13 protein-coding genes and 2 tRNA genes are annotated in these 14,469 nt (G+C 63.6%); 13 read left to right on the top strand and 2 right to left on the bottom strand.

All coding sequences use genetic code 11. From position 1 onward, the window contains the following. Window positions 1-76: 76 nt before the first annotated feature. The 5 genes from GTP69_RS15900 (at window position 77) to GTP69_RS15880 (ending at window position 3,334) form a co-directional block, all read left to right on the top strand. Window positions 77-1,033 carry a D-2-hydroxyacid dehydrogenase family protein gene (locus tag GTP69_RS15900; RefSeq protein WP_161055776.1) on the top strand — a complete coding sequence of 319 codons (957 nt, stop codon included), beginning with the start codon at window positions 77-79 and terminating at the stop codon, window positions 1,031-1,033. Next, entirely contained in the window at window positions 1,033-2,193 is a 1,161-nt protein-coding gene (locus tag GTP69_RS15895) for an MFS transporter (protein ID WP_161055775.1), read from the top strand. Before GTP69_RS15900 ends, GTP69_RS15895 begins: the two co-directional genes overlap by 1 nt. Continuing rightward, window positions 2,190-3,026 (top strand): MBL fold metallo-hydrolase, encoded by an 837-nt coding sequence (locus GTP69_RS15890; protein WP_161055774.1) that lies wholly within the window; start codon window positions 2,190-2,192, stop codon window positions 3,024-3,026. The genes GTP69_RS15895 and GTP69_RS15890 overlap by 4 nt, the downstream gene beginning before the upstream one ends. A 111-nt stretch (window positions 3,027-3,137) precedes the next feature. Beyond that, window positions 3,138-3,222 (top strand) — tRNA-Leu (locus GTP69_RS15885). A 27-nt stretch (window positions 3,223-3,249) separates the two neighbouring features. Next, window positions 3,250-3,334 (top strand) — tRNA-Leu (locus GTP69_RS15880). A gap of 66 nt (window positions 3,335-3,400) precedes the next feature. Here the strand turns inward: GTP69_RS15880 and GTP69_RS15875 are convergent. After that, a complete protein-coding gene (locus tag GTP69_RS15875) occupies window positions 3,401-4,249 on the bottom strand; it encodes an NmrA family NAD(P)-binding protein (RefSeq protein WP_161055773.1) in 849 nt (282 codons plus the stop codon). Window positions 4,250-4,343: 94 nt separating this feature from the next. Between GTP69_RS15875 and GTP69_RS15870 the strand changes: the two genes are divergently transcribed. The 8 genes from GTP69_RS15870 to GTP69_RS15835 all read left to right on the top strand — a co-directional run bounded on the left by GTP69_RS15870 (window position 4,344) and on the right by GTP69_RS15835 (window position 13,709). Beyond that, window positions 4,344-4,754: a winged helix-turn-helix transcriptional regulator gene (locus GTP69_RS15870; protein WP_161055772.1), complete on the top strand. Its 411-nt coding sequence runs from the start codon at window positions 4,344-4,346 to the stop codon at window positions 4,752-4,754. A gap of 70 nt (window positions 4,755-4,824) precedes the next feature. After that, window positions 4,825-7,035: an ATP-binding protein gene (locus tag GTP69_RS15865; protein WP_161055771.1), complete on the top strand. Its 2,211-nt coding sequence runs from the start codon at window positions 4,825-4,827 to the stop codon at window positions 7,033-7,035. 98 nt (window positions 7,036-7,133) lie between these two features. After that, the gene (locus tag GTP69_RS15860) at window positions 7,134-8,291 is read left to right on the top strand and encodes a GGDEF domain-containing protein (RefSeq protein WP_202424444.1); all 1,158 of its coding nucleotides are present in this window, start codon (window positions 7,134-7,136) and stop codon (window positions 8,289-8,291) included. Window positions 8,292-8,294: 3 nt separating this feature from the next. After that, a complete protein-coding gene (locus GTP69_RS15855) occupies window positions 8,295-8,504 on the top strand; it encodes a hypothetical protein (protein WP_202424443.1) in 210 nt (69 codons plus the stop codon). 67 nt (window positions 8,505-8,571) lie between these two features. Next, window positions 8,572-9,126, top strand: a complete 555-nt coding sequence (locus tag GTP69_RS15850; RefSeq protein WP_161055770.1) for a phasin family protein — start codon at window positions 8,572-8,574, stop codon at window positions 9,124-9,126. A gap of 82 nt (window positions 9,127-9,208) precedes the next feature. Next, entirely contained in the window at window positions 9,209-10,849 is a 1,641-nt protein-coding gene (locus GTP69_RS15845) for a VRR-NUC domain-containing protein (RefSeq protein ID WP_161055769.1), read from the top strand. Then, on the top strand, window positions 10,846-13,200 hold the full coding sequence (locus tag GTP69_RS15840) for an ATP-dependent DNA helicase (protein WP_161055849.1): 2,355 nt from the start codon (window positions 10,846-10,848) through the stop codon (window positions 13,198-13,200). Before GTP69_RS15845 ends, GTP69_RS15840 begins: the two co-directional genes overlap by 4 nt. A 50-nt stretch (window positions 13,201-13,250) precedes the next feature. Continuing rightward, the gene (locus GTP69_RS15835; RefSeq protein ID WP_161055768.1) at window positions 13,251-13,709 is read left to right on the top strand and encodes a nuclear transport factor 2 family protein; all 459 of its coding nucleotides are present in this window, start codon (window positions 13,251-13,253) and stop codon (window positions 13,707-13,709) included. 26 nt (window positions 13,710-13,735) lie between these two features. Here the strand turns inward: GTP69_RS15835 and GTP69_RS15830 are convergent, their stop codons facing one another. Continuing rightward, window positions 13,736-14,467: a LytR/AlgR family response regulator transcription factor gene (locus tag GTP69_RS15830; protein WP_161055767.1), complete on the bottom strand. Its 732-nt coding sequence runs from the start codon at window positions 14,465-14,467 to the stop codon at window positions 13,736-13,738. Window positions 14,468-14,469: the final 2 nt, after the last annotated feature.

Genomic DNA, 14,469 nt, shown 5'->3' with positions numbered 1-14,469 from the left:
TTCATCATAACGATCAATTTGTCATATATTTACCGATCGGTCAATATCTCCGTACTGAACTTTACGGAGAATCCAAGTGATCAAAGTCGCAATTCTGGACGACTATCAGGACGTCGCGCTGTCCTGCGCAGACTGGTGGGAAGTCGCCGCGAGGGCGGAACTCACCGTCTTCCGGGACCACATCGCGGACGCCGACCTGCTGGTGGAGCGGCTGTTGCCGTTCGACGCCATCTGCGTCATGCGCGAACGCAGCCCGCTGACCGCCGCCATCCTGCAACGGCTCCCCAAACTCAAATTCATCGGCTCGAACGCCGGCCAGAACGCCTCGATCGACCTTGCGGCGGCGGCGCGGCAAGGCGTGCTGGTCAGTGGGACGGGCGGCCGCGCAAACGGCGCGGCGGAGCTGACCTGGGCCTTGATCCTGGCGTCGGCCCGGCATCTTTACGCCGAGCAGCAATCGCTGCGCGCGGGCGCATGGCAAACCGCCCTCGGCAACGATTTGCAAGGCAGCACGCTGGGGCTGCTCGGACTGGGCCGGATCGGCGCCAGCGTCGCTGCCGTCGGCCGGGCTTTCGGCATGCAGGTCATCGCCTGGAGTCCGAACCTGACCGCATCCAAGGCCGAGGCTGCCGGTGTCACGCTGGTGGATAAAGCGACGCTGCTGCAGCAATCGGATTGGCTGTCGCTGCACCTGGTGCTGTCGGAGCGCAGCAAGGGCATCATCGGCGCGGCGGAACTGGCACAGATGAAACCGGGCGCCTGGCTGGTCAACACGGCGCGCGGCGGACTGGTCAATGAAGCTGCACTGATTGCCGCGCTGGCACAACGCAGCATCGCCGGCGCCGCGCTGGACGTATTCGATATCGAGCCGCTGCCCTCCTCCCACCCATTCCGTACCCTGCCCAACGTATTATCGACGCCACATCTCGGCTACGTCACCCGCGGCACGTACCAGATCTTTTACCAGGAGACCGTGGAAAACCTGCTGGCGTGGATGGACGGTGCGCCGATCCGCTTGATGGCGGCGGCGTAATGAAGACCGGAAGTACGGGCATCAGCCCCGGCCTGGCATTCCTGCTGGCGGCAGCCACCGGCCTGTCGGTCGGCACGCAGTATTACAACCAGCCATTGCTCGGCCTGATCGCGGACGACTTCAGCATCGGCGCCGATGTCAGCCTGATTCCGATCGCCACGCAGGTCGGCTACGCGCTGGGCCTGCTACTGCTGGTTCCGCTGGGCGACCGCGTCGACCGACGCCCGCTGATCCTGCTCCAGTGTCTGGGCCTGACGATCGCGTCGCTGTGCGCCAGCGTCGCACCCGGTCTGTACAGCCTGGCGCTGGCGTCGATCCTGATTGGCGTGTTCGCGACGATTGCGCAGCAAATCATTCCGCTGGCGTCCGAGCTGTCGCCGCCGCTGCGGCGCGAACGCATTCTGGCGACCATCACCAGCGCCCTGCTGGTGGGCGTGCTGCTGGCCCGCGTGGTCAGCGGCTTCATCGGCGCCTGGTACAGCTGGCGCGCGATGTTCCTGGTCGGCGCCCTGCTGTCGCTGACGATGATGGCGTCGCTATGGGCCAGACTACCGCATAGCCAGCCGCAGTCGCGCGCGCCCTATCCACAATTGCTGGCGTCGCTATATCAGGTGGTGCGCGATGTCGCCGCACTGCGCAATGCCGCCATGGTGCAGAGCCTGATCTTCTTCGGCTTCAGCGCCTTCTGGACCATCCTCACGCTGCTGCTGCAAGGGCCTCGGTTTGGCCTGAGCAGCGGCTCAGCCGGCTTGTTTGGCGTGGTCGCATTGCTCGGCGTGGTGCTGGCGCCCTTGGGCTTGCGACTGGCCGGCCGCCGCGCCGGCCTGGCGGGGATTGGACTGGTCTGCATCAGCTTCATGGTCATGATCCCCCTCGTCAATCTGGCTGGGTTGAGCCTCGGCGCCGTGCTGATGACCACCGGCCTGCAAATGTCGCTGGTCTACAACCAGTCGCGGATTCTGGCCATCGCCGGCACCGCGCGCGGACGCTTCAACACCGTCTTCATGGCCTCCCAATTTGCCTGCGGCGCCGCAGGTTCCGCCGCCGCCAGCATGGCCTGGGGCAAAGGCGGCTGGAGCGCCGTCATGGCCATGGCCCTGGCGGCCAGCGCCGCAGCACTATTCCTGCAACTTACTACCATCAATGGAGAACCGAAATGATTGAACACCACACCATCGGCGAATTTACGCTGACCACTATGCTGGATGGCATTTTCCTGTGTAGCACCGACATGATTACCGCCGCCGCTTCGGACGAAGGCGCGGCGCTGTTCAAGCGTGCGGGCCTGCCCGCCGCCGGGCCGTCACCCGAGCCGATCAACGCGTTTTTACTGAAGAAAAACGATGAGCTGTGGCTGATCGACGCCGGCTGCGGCCGCGAGCTGGGGCCACGTTTCGGCAAGACGCCGGCGGCGCTGAAGTCCGCCGGCTATGCGCTGGACCAGATCCAGGGCATCATCCTGTCGCATATGCACGAGGACCATATCGGCGGCCTGGTCACGGAAGACGGCAGCGCCGTCTATCCCAACGCCACTTTGTACCTGGCGGAAGAGGAACTGGCATTCTGGAGCGACAAGACCTCGCCGGAACACCATCCGGTCATGGCGCAGCTCGGCCTGTTCACATTGGCGCACTCGGCATTGCGAGCCTACCAGGGACGCATCAAGCCGCTGCCCGCCAACGCCCAAGTGATGCCCGGCGTCAGCATGGTGCCGCTGCACGGGCACACGCCGGGTCACAGCGGCGTGCAGATCGAGAGCGGCGGCCAGCGCGTGCTGATCTGGGGCGATGTGATTCATTCCACGCTGTTGCAACTGCGTTATCCGGACTGGAGCATCGGCTTCGACATGGACCCGGCGCAGGCGCTGGACACCCGCAAGCGCCTGCTGGAACGCCTGGCGCACGAGGATACGCTGGTGACCGGGCCGCACGTCACCGGGATCGGGCACATCCACTGTTGCAGCAGCGGCGGCTATGAACTCAAGCTGAAATGAAATAATTTCACAAAAGCAGCAGATTGCTATTGACGGGGGTTCGGTCGCCCCTTAAGATGCATGCCTTCTGTTGCAGAGCAAGCAGCAGAAAGTAGCTAAGACAGATTCAGCGCCCACGTGGCGGAATTGGTAGACGCGCATGGTTCAGGTCCATGTGCCGCAAGGTGTGGGGGTTCGAGTCCCTCCGTGGGCACCAAGCGCTGATGACTGTTGAAACTACAATGCCCACGTGGCGGAATTGGTAGACGCGCATGGTTCAGGTCCATGTGCCGCAAGGTGTGGGGGTTCGAGTCCCTCCGTGGGCACCAAAAATTCCGCAAAAAAGCCTCCATCAGCGTCAAGCAGATGGAGGCTTTTTTCATTCCAGCGTCTGATTACAGCGCTGCTTTCACCGCATCGGCCAAGGAGATGGTCGGGCGGCCGATCAGTTTGCCCAGGGTACGGCTGTCGTCGAACAGTGCGCCTTGCGCGGCCTGGGCGTCGGAGTCGGCGATCAGGTCGGCCAGCGGGGCTGGCAGGCCTACATTCACCAGCAACTCAGCGTAGTCTTTCTGCGGCAGATTGTGGAACGGGATGGCTTTGCCGCTCTGGCGCGAGACTTCGGCTGCCAGTTCGGCCAGCGTGAAAGCGGTGTCGCCGGCCAGTTCATAGACCTGCTCCACCGCACCGCTGCTGGCCAGCACCACGGCTGCCGCTTCGGCATAGTCGGCGCGCGCGGCGGCCGAGATGCGGCCCTCACCGGCGCCGCCAGCCAGCGCACCGTGCGCAATCGCGCCCCCCAGGCTGACCGTGTAGTTCTCCACATACCAGCCATTACGCAGCAGACTGTACGGCAGGCCAGAAGCGCGTACCGCCTCTTCGGTGGCGCGGTGTTCGCCGGCCAGGCCCAGCGTGGAGCTGTCGGCGTGCAGCACGCTGGTGTAGGCCAGCAGGCCGGCCTTGGCGCGGGCGGCGGCATCGATCACATTGCGGTGCTGCGACACACGGTTGCCCAGGTCATTGGACGAGATCAGCAGCACCTTGGTGGCGCCTTCAAACGCCGCATCCAGCGAGGCGGGATCGTTGTAGTCGGCATGGCGCACCAGCACGCCCTGGTCGGCCAGGTCGACCGCTTTGGCCGGGTCGCGCACGGCGGCGACGATGTTCTCGGCAGGCACGCGCTTGAGCAGCTCAGCAATCACCAGACGGCCCAGTTGGCCGCTTGCAGCAGTAACGATAATCATCAGGTCTCTCCTAAAAAGTGAATGAGACCATCATATAGGCTATACTTACGAATTGTAAGTACGCACATTTTAGTAAGTACCCTAGGAGCTTCCGATGACCAGCAAATCCCTGCGCAAGACCATCCAGCAAATGCAACAGGACCCGCAGCGGGCCCAGGTAATGGCGGCCGACTGTCCGTCGCGCGCCGTGCTCGGCCATATCACCAGCCGCTGGGGCGTGCTGGTGCTGGTGATGCTGCTGGAACGCACCCACCGCTTCAGCGAGCTGCGCCGCGCAGTCGGCGGCGTCAGCGAAAAGATGCTGGCGCAGACGCTGGACGCCCTCGCCTACGACGGCCTGGTATTGCGCGTCGCCCTGCAAGTGGTGCCGCCGCACGTGGAATACAGCCTGACGCCCCTCGGCCGCGAAGCCGCCACCCGGCTGGAAGTGCTGGTCGACTGGATCGAAGACAATTTTCCATTGATCCAGCAGGCACAAGAAGCTGCCGCACTGCAAGCCGCATGATGCCGCCCACGCAAGCCGATCTTGTAATACACTGGCCTCACGCCGCACTGCGGAGCCGCACCAGCCACACATGATGCCGCCGTTCTCATCCGATCAGCCGCACACCATCCTGATAGCCGCCAGCACCGCCTATGACACGGCCGCGCTGCAACGCATGCTGGCGCGCCACCATCTGACCGTGCAGGCTGTCAGCCGCGGCGACGAGGCGCTGGCAGCCGTGCGCGGCGGCCACGTCGCGCTGGCCCTGCTGGACGTGGCGCTGGCCGGCAGTGCCGACCTGGAGTTATGTCCACGCCTGCAACAAGCCAGCCAGACGCCGCTGCCGGTGTTCCTGCTATCGGCCCATACCAGCCCGGAAGAGCGCCTGCGCGCCGACGAGGCCGGCGCCGCCGCCTACCTGCCGCTGGGCTTTCAGGCGGACGAGCTGGCCGAGAAAATCCTGCTGCATTTGCAAGTGATCGCGCCGGCGCCGATGCTGGCTGGCATGCCGACCATGGCCACGCTGGAAGTCAACTACCACACCATGCTGGCCAGCTCGCCGGACGCCATCCTGCTGCTGCAACGCGGCAGCTACCGCATCCTCGACGTCAACCGCCGCACGCGCCAGCTGTTCGGCATGACCGAGACCGAACTGGTGCAGACCGATTTGCTGGCGCTGTGTCCGCCCCTGCAGCCGGACGGCCAGCCCAGCGCGCACGTATTCAACACCGCCATCGAACAGATCATGTCGGGCGATATCCAGATGGTCGAGATGGAACTGCGCCACAGCTCCGGCCGCGCCATCGCCTGCGAACTGAGGATGGTGCCGCTGACCACCGCCGAGCACCGCCTGATGCATGTGCGCATCGTCGACGTCACGCCGCGCCAGTTGGCCAACGCCCTGCGCGACGGCAAGAACGCGCTGCTGGAAATGATCGCCGGCGGCGCTCCGCTGCCGGACACTCTGGACAAGCTGGTGCGCCTGATCGAAGCCCAGCTGGATAACGGCCATTGCACCGTCATGCTGCTCAATCCGGACGGTGTGACAGTGACCAGCGCCGCCGGCCCCAGCATGCCGCCCGACTACCTGGCCGCGCTCAACGGCCTGCCGATCGGCCCGGCGGCCGGCTCCTGCGGCACCGCCATGTTCCGCAAGCAGACGGTGATCGTCACCGACATCCTCACCGATCCGCTGTGGGCGCCGTATCGCAACGCCGCCGTCCACTTCGGCCTGCGCGCCTGCTGGTCGATGCCGATCCTGCTGGACCAGGACACGGTGCTGGGCTCGTTCGCCATGTACTACCACGAGGTGCGCGAACCCAACGAGGACGACCGGCGCCTGATCCACACCGCCACCCATCTGGCCGGCATCGCCATCGCCCGCACCAAGCGCGAGGAAGAACTGCAACGCCACCGCGAACACCTGGAAGAACTGGTGGCGGCCCGCACCGCCGAGCTGCGCCAGGCCAAGGAAGACGCCGAACACGTCAACGAAGAACTGAGCACCGCGCTGGACAACCTCAGCCTGACGCAGGAGGAACTGGTACGGCGCGACAAGCTGGCCGCGCTGGGCGCGCTGGTGGCCGGCGTCGCCCACGAACTGAACACGCCGATCGGCAACAGCCTGACCATGGCCAGCAGCATGAGCGAACGCACCGCCGCGCTGCGTCACGACCTGGAAAGCGGTCTGCGCAAGTCGGTGCTGGCCGCCTACCTGGACGAGGCCGCCAGCGCCGACGAGGTGGTGCTGCGCAACCTGAACCGCGCCGCCGCGCTGGTCGACAGCTTCAAGCGGATTGCGGTGGATGGCGCCGGCAGCCAGCGCAGCCGCTTCATGCTGGGCGACGTGGTGGCCGAGCTGATGCAGTCGGTGCAGGGCGAAGTGCGCCAGCGCGAACTGGAACTGATCGAAGACGTCGACCACTGGCTGGAAATGGACAGCTATCCCGGCCTGCTGGTGCAGGCGCTGCACCACCTGATCGACAACAGCCTGGTACACGGTTTCAGCAGCCGGCATCAGGCCAACGACCACGGCAGCATCACCCTGTCCGCGCACGACAGCAATAATGGCGAAATCACCATCACCCTGAGCGACACCGGCGCCGGCATTACGCCGGAAAACCTGCCGCGCATCTACGATCCGTTCTTCACCACACGCATGGGCGCGGGTGGTTCCGGCCTCGGTTTGTATATAACACACAACATCGTCACGGGCGTGCTGGGCGGACGGATCGACGCCGCCAGCACGCCAGGACACGGCGCCAGCTTCATGTTGCGCCTTCCCAAGAGCGCGCCTCTGTAGCCACTCTGCGAAGATTTTTCCGCTCCGCAACTGTTGCAGCCGTATAATCTGAAGTGACAGACCGGCAAGCAGCCGGCCGCAAGCGGAGACCTGCAGCCATGCCCCCACATCCTGTTTCGTCCAGGACAATCAAAGTCGCACCGCTGAAGTGCGAGTTTTGCGACGCCACGACGGAAAACGATTTCCTGCGCCATCACCTGGCCACCACCCAAGCCCAATTGCGCGTAACTTTCCTGTTTTGCGCGCTGTTTTACCTGTGCTTTGCCGTTACCGACCTGATCTGGGTGGGCTACGAACTAAAAACCTGTCTGCTGGTCGGCGCGCGGATTGCCGTCGCCGCCACAGTGCTGGCCTGCCTGGCGCTGGTGAAACGGCGGCCGGACGCGATTCCCATCACCCGCCTGGCCGCCACCATTGTCGAAGTGGCCGGCGCGGCCGGATTCCTGCTGATTGCGGCGCTGCGGCCGAGCGAATTTTCACTGCACGCGATCTCGATGTCGATCGTGATCATCGTCATCTACATCTACATCCCCAACCGACTGCTGTACGCGGTGGCGATTGCAGCGGCCGCCACGGCGCTGTTCATCGCCCTGGCGTGGGCACTGGGCGACGTGCACGGCATGCAACTGGGCACCATGGCTGCATTGCTGACGCTGTGCAACGTGTTCTGCTACGTGGCGGCGCGGCGCTATGAAATCCTGTCGCGCGAGGAATACAGCGCGCAGATGGTGCTGAAAAACCTGTCGGTGCGCGACCCGCTGACCGGCTGCTACAACCGACGCCACCTGCACGAACAATTGCTGGAGACGGAAATCTCACGCGCCCAGCGCTACAAGCTCAGCCTGACCGTGATCATGAGCGACCTCGACCACTTCAAGGCGGTCAATGACACCTACGGCCACTACGGTGGCGACGCCGTGCTGCAACGCTTTGCCGTGCTGCTGCAATCGATGACGCGCGACAGCATCGACAGCGTGGTGCGCTACGGAGGCGAGGAGTTCCTGCTGATCCTGCCAGAAACCGACCTGGCCGGCGGCGAATTGCTGGCCGAACGGCTGCGCCAGACGCTGGCCGCCATGCCCGTCGAGCACGCCGGCCAGCAGATCGCCGTGACCGCCAGCTTTGGCGTCGCCAGCGTGGATTTCGCCGCCTCCGCCCCCAACGCCCATGTCAACATGATCGCAGCCGCCGACGATTTGCTGTACGCTGCGAAAAACAGCGGCCGCAATCGCGTCTGCGCCCAACAACTGGTGTAAGGTATGAACCGATTCAAAACCAAGACGACACTGCTGCTGGCCCTGCTGCTGGGCTGTGGCACGCTGACGGCGGCACCAGCGCCGTGGTGGAAGTGGCGCAGCAAGATCGACGGCGCGCTGGCCTGTTCGCAGACGCCGCTGGGCGAAGGCTGGGAAAAAGCTTATGGCCCTTTCCGCGACGCTCGTTGCGAAAAATTAATTGTTAATAGATAATAAAATCAGAACAACACGGTAAACCCGGAATCGCTGCATCCCACCATTCTTTTGATGAGGAGACTGTATGTTCACGAATCCCGAGCAATTTGCCAACGCCACCAAAGCGTTGTTTGAGTTTCAGCTTGAAACCTTCAACACGCTGACCAGCAAGACCGTGCAAGGCGTCGAGCAAGTCATCGCGCTCAATATGTCGACCGCCAAGTCGCAGCTGGAAGATGGCCTTGCCGCCGGCAAGGAAATCAGCCAGGCCAGCGACGCCAAGGCCGCCATCCAGGCCGCCGCAGAAAAAATCCAGCCCGGCGTTGCCAGCGCAGCCGCCTACAACCAGCAACTGGGCGACATCATCGCCGAGATCCGCCAGGAATTCACCCGCGCCGCCGACGCTCACGTGGCCGAAGCCAAGAGTAACCTCAGCGCCCTGATCTACGACGTCACCAAGAACGTCCGCCCCGGCTCGGAAAACGCCGTGCAGATCGTCAAGACCGCGATCGACAACGCCTTTGCCGGCTACGAGCAGGTGACCAAGGCCACCAAGCAAGCGGTGCAGGCCGTGGAAACCGAAATCGCCAAGGCCAACGCCATGGTCACGCCAGCAGCCAAGGCCAGCGCCAAGAAATAACTGGGCAAGCGGGGAGGAAGACGGTACACTGTACATAAATACAGTTATCGTCGCCTTATCGTCTTATCGCCTCCCCGCTGCAATGATCAAAGTCCTGGAAAATCCGTTCTACTACCTGGAGAATTTTCACCAGGTACTGGTGTGGATCGGCGAACGCTACGACGATCTGCTGACCGCCGACGAGCGCCATTTCCTCGCCACCTTCTCTACCCTGCCGCAATCGTCGCGCGCGCTGTTTGTGCGCATGGTGATGCGCAAGGGCACGGTATTCCGCGCCAGCAAGCTGGTCTACGCGGAAATCGGCAGCACGCATGAGGCGGCGCGGCCGCTGGCTCAAGCCGGCCTGATCGAGGAAGATCCGCAGCTGGAACTGGACGCCCTGTTCGACCTGCTGCAAAAGCCGGAAATCGTCAAAGTGTTCCAGCTGGGCGCGCACGTCAAGCACCTGCGCAAGGCCGATCAGCTGGAAGCGCTGCGCGAACAGTACGACTGTGCGCACCGCTTTTCCGGCTGGTACGCCAATTCCGGCGACCACGTCTACCGCAACCTGACGCAGCAGCTGTGCGACCGCCTACGCCTTATCTTCTTCGGCAACTACCATCAGGACTGGACCGATTTCGTGCTGTCCGATCTCGGCATCTACCAGTACGAAAAAGTGGAGTTCTCGCCGGCCGCGCGCGGTTTCCGCAGCCGCCGCGACATCGACGATTTCCTCGCCATCCACCAATGCCACGAGCGCTTTGCCGAGGGCGAAGACCCGGCCGCCGTGATCGCCGACCTGCCGCCGTGCGCGCCGGATAACGAATGGCTGCGCAGCCGCCGCAACAAGCTGCTGTTCGCCATCGCCCAGCATGTGGAAAAGCTGCGCGACTGGCCCACCGCGCATGCGATGTACGCCGATTGCGATTATCCCGGCGCCCGCGCCCGCGCCATCCGGGTGCTGGAAAAGAACGAGCAGCCGCGCGAGGCCTTCGACCTGCTGCAAATCGCGCTGCAAGCGCCCGAGAGCGAGGCCGAACGCCAGCAGTTGCTGCGCATGGCGCCCCGTCTGGCGCGCAAGCTGGGCCACGCCAAGCCGCCGCCAGTGGTGCTGGCGCAGGCAGAGCGCATCGACCTGAGCCTGCCGCCGCCGGAAGAAGCCAGTTACGTCGAATTCGTGGTGCGCGATCATCTGAGCCGCGATGATGCGCCGGTCTACTACGTCGAGAATTCGCTGATCAATTCGCTGTTCGGCCTGCTGTGCTGGGACGCGGTGTTTTCGCCGATTCCCGGCGCCTTCTTCCATCCATATCACCGCGGCCCGGCCGACCTACACAGCGCCGATTTCCAGCGCCGCCGCGCGCAGCAATTCGGCGACGCGCTGTCGCAGCTGGACGGCGACCAATACCGCGCCACCATCCGCACCAACTTCGCCGCCAAGTACGGCATCCAGTCGCCGTTTGTGTTCTGGGAGGCGGTTGACGAAGAACTGCTGGACCTGGCGCTGGACTGCATTCCGCCGCAGCACCTCAAGCGCGCCTTCGAGCGCATCCTGCTGGACGTTAAATCCAACCGCAGCGGCTTCCCGGACCTGATCCAGTTCTGGCCGGCCGAGCGCCGCTACAACATGATCGAAGTGAAAGGTCCGGGAGACCGCCTGCAGGACAACCAGTTGCGCTGGATCGAATACTGCGCCGCGCACGCGATGCCGATCTCGGTTTGTTACCTGCAATGGGCGGCATGACGCCGGCCCGCTACACCGTCGCCGTGCGCGCGCTGTGCGAGTTCACCGCCAAGACCGGCGACCTCGATCTGCGCTTCACGCCCTCGCCCACCGCTCAGGAAGGCATCGCCGGCCATGGCGTGGTGACCTCGCGCCGCGATGACGATTACGAAACCGAGATCTCGCTGTCCGGCGACTTCGGCCCGCTGCACGTGCGCGGCCGCGCCGATGGCTACGATGTCCGCGCCAACCGCCTGGAAGAAATCAAGACCTATCGCGGCGATTTGAAGAAGATGCCGGACAACCAGCGCGCGCTGCACTGGGCGCAGGTCAAAGTCTACGGCCACCTGCTGTGCAAGGATCGCGGACTGGAAAAAATCCGCCTGGCGCTGGTCTACTTCGACATCGGCAGCCAGAAGGAAACCGTGCTGCATGAAGATCACACGGCCACCGATCTGCAAGCCTGGTTCGAGCAGCAGTGCGGCCTGTTCATCAGATGGGCGGAGCAGGAGCTGGCGCACCGCGCGGAACGCGACCTGCAACTGAAGGCGATGCGCTTCCCCTACAGCGACTTTCGTCCCGGCCAGCGCCAGCTGGCGGAAGCCATGTACCGTGCCAGCAACCGCAAGGTGTGCCTGCTGGCGCAAGCGCCCACCGGCATCGGCAAAAGCGTCGGCAGCCTGTTCCCGATGCTGAAGGCCAGCGCCGACCATGGCGTCGACAAGATCTTCTTCCTGGCCGCGAAAACCTCCGGCCGGCAAATGGCGCTGGATGCGGTGGACCTGATCCGCGAAGGCGCGCCACTGCTGCCACTGCGCACGCTGGAGCTGGCGGCCAAGAGCACCGCCTGCGTCAATCCGGACAAGGCCTGCCACGGCGACTCCTGTCCGCTGGCGAAAGGCTTCTACGACCGCCTGCCGGACGCGCGCGCATCGGCGCTGGCCTTGATGGCGCCATCAGGCAGCGAAGGTTCCGGCAGCGCCCCGCCGGCCCTGGACCGCGACACGCTGCGCGCCATCGCCCTCGCCCACAACGTCTGCCCGTATTACCTGAGCAGCGAAATGGCGCGCTGGTGCGACGTCGTCATCGGCGACTACAACTACTACTTCGACAGCAGCGCCATGCTGCACAGCCTCACGCAGCTCAACGACTGGAAGGTCAACGTGCTGGTGGACGAGGCGCACAACATGGTGTCGCGCGCGCGCAAGATGTATTCGGCCGACATGGAGCACGACGGCGTGCGCCTGCTGCGCAAGATCGTCCCCGAGGAATTGAAAAAGCCACTTGATCGCGTGCACAAGCAATGGAACCAGCTGGAGAAAGACCAATCGGCCGAGTACCAGTCCTATGCCGCGCTGCCGGAAAAATTCATGGGCGCCTTGCAGACGGCGGCCACCGCCATCTCCGACTATATGGCCGACCATCCCGGCTATGTGGAGCCGGATCTGCAAAGCTTCTACTTCAACGCGCTGATGTTCGCCAAGCTGGCCGAGAGCTTTGGCGACCACGCGTTGTTCGATATTGAAAAGTCGCCCGGCGCGCGCGCCAGCAATAGCAACTCGGTACTCTGCATCCGCAACATCGTGCCGGCGCCGTACCTGAAGCCACGCTTTGACAGCACGCACACCACGGCCCTGTTCTCGGCCACGCTCAGTCCATGGAACTACTTCGGCGACATGCTCGGCATGCCGGAGACCACCGCGTGGGTCGATGTGGAATCGCCGTTCGCGGCCGAGCAGCTGTCGGTGCAGGTGGCGTCGCACATCTCCACGCGCTACGCGCACCGCCAGCAATCGCTGCGTCCCATCGCCCACTTGATGGGCAAGCAGTACGCGGCGCAACGCGGCAACTACCTCGCCTTCTTCAGTAGTTTCGATTACATGGAAAAGGCGGCCAACCAGTTCAGCGAACTGTATCCGGATGTGCCGGTGTGGCGCCAGTCGCGCCGCATGGATGAAGCGGAGCGCGCGCAATTCCTCGACCGTTTTACGCTCGATAGCGAAGGCATCGGCTTCGCGGTACTGGGCGGCTCCTTCGGCGAAGGGGTCGACCTGCCGGGCGCGCGCCTGATCGGCGCCTTTGTCGCCACGCTCGGCCTGCCGCAAATCAATCCGGTCAACGAGCAGATACGGGCGCGCATGGAGACCATCTTCGGCGCCGGCTACGACTACACCTACACCTATCCCGGCATGCAGAAGGTGGTGCAAGCGGCGGGCCGCGTGATCCGCACCACGTCGGACCGTGGCACCGTCTACCTGATCGACGACCGCTTCGGCCGGCCCGAGATCCAGGAGCTGATGCCCAGCTGGTGGAGCATAGAACGCCATTCGCCCCTCGCAAACCGCGATTCGTCGGAAAACGCGGAAGCCTAGACGGTAGCTCAATTAAGATGGCCGCTCATCGCAACCACGAGGAGACGGACATGAAGAAACTAGCCATCAGCATTCTGTTATGCGCCGGCAGCGTGCAAGCAGCCGACAACGCGGCGCTGACCGCCACCATCACGCGGCTGGACAGCGAGATGTTCACCGCCTTCAACCAGTGCGACAAACCGGGGCAGCTGGACAAATACGCCAGCTACTTCGATCCCAACGTCGAGTTCTATCACGACAACGCTGGCGTCACCTGGACGCGCGACGTCATGATCGCGCAAACCGGGAAGAACGTCTGCGGCGATTACCAGCGCGAACTGGTGCCCGGCAGTTTAAAGGTGGTGCCAGTGAAGGACTTCGGCGCCATCGCCACCGGCTCGCACACCTTCTGCCAGTTCGGCAGCGGCAAATGCGAAGGCATCGCTGAATTCACCATTATCTGGCGTCAGCGCGGCGACGAATGGCAGGTCACCCGCGCGCTGAGCTACGGGCACCGCGCCAACAAATAATTTATCAGGTCGTCCGCGCTGAATAGTTACTGCATCACAGTCCTGATTTTCTGATAGCCGGTGCGGCTGATGGGGAGCTTGCTGCCATCCTTGAGGATTGCAGCATAACTGTCTTTGGTCGCCTGCTCGATCCGCTCGACATGGGCGATATTGACGATATAGGAGCGGTGAATGCGCAGGAACTGCTCGGGGTCGAGCTGTCCTTCAAGCTCCGTCATGCGCTGATTCTTCAGGTACGATTTGCCCTCCGAGCGGATCTGCACGTAATCGTCCTGCGCTTCGATCGACACGATTTTGTCGGCATTGATGACGTGAACCTTGGCGCCGTCCCGTATCAGCACGCGGCCCAGTGGCTTGCTGCGGCCAGCGGCTTCGCGCACCATCTTCTCGACCGCGTCGCCGCCGGCGCCGAGGTTGGCGCGCGCATGCGCCAGGGCCTGGTCAAAGCGCTGCTGGCTGAATGGCTTCAGCAGATAATCCAGCGCGTGAAATTCAAACGCCTTGATCGCATACTGGTCGAACGCGGTGGCGAAGATATAGCGCGTCTTGCTGCCGGCCAGTTCGGCCACTTCAAAACCATCCAGCTTGGGCATCTGGATATCCAGGAATACCAGGTCCGGTGATAGTTCGGTAATCGCTTTCACCGCTTCGAAACCATTGGCGCATTCGGCCACGATCTCCACGTCCGCATGCTCGGACAAATATTCGCGCACCACGCCGCGCGCCAGCATTTCATCGTCCACGATGATGATACGCATTG

The sequence above is a fragment of the Duganella levis genome (genome assembly GCF_009857605.1).
Taxonomy (GTDB): Bacteria; Pseudomonadota; Gammaproteobacteria; order Burkholderiales; family Burkholderiaceae_D; genus Rugamonas; species Rugamonas levis.
This window is presented reverse-complemented; position numbering and strand designations above follow the sequence as displayed.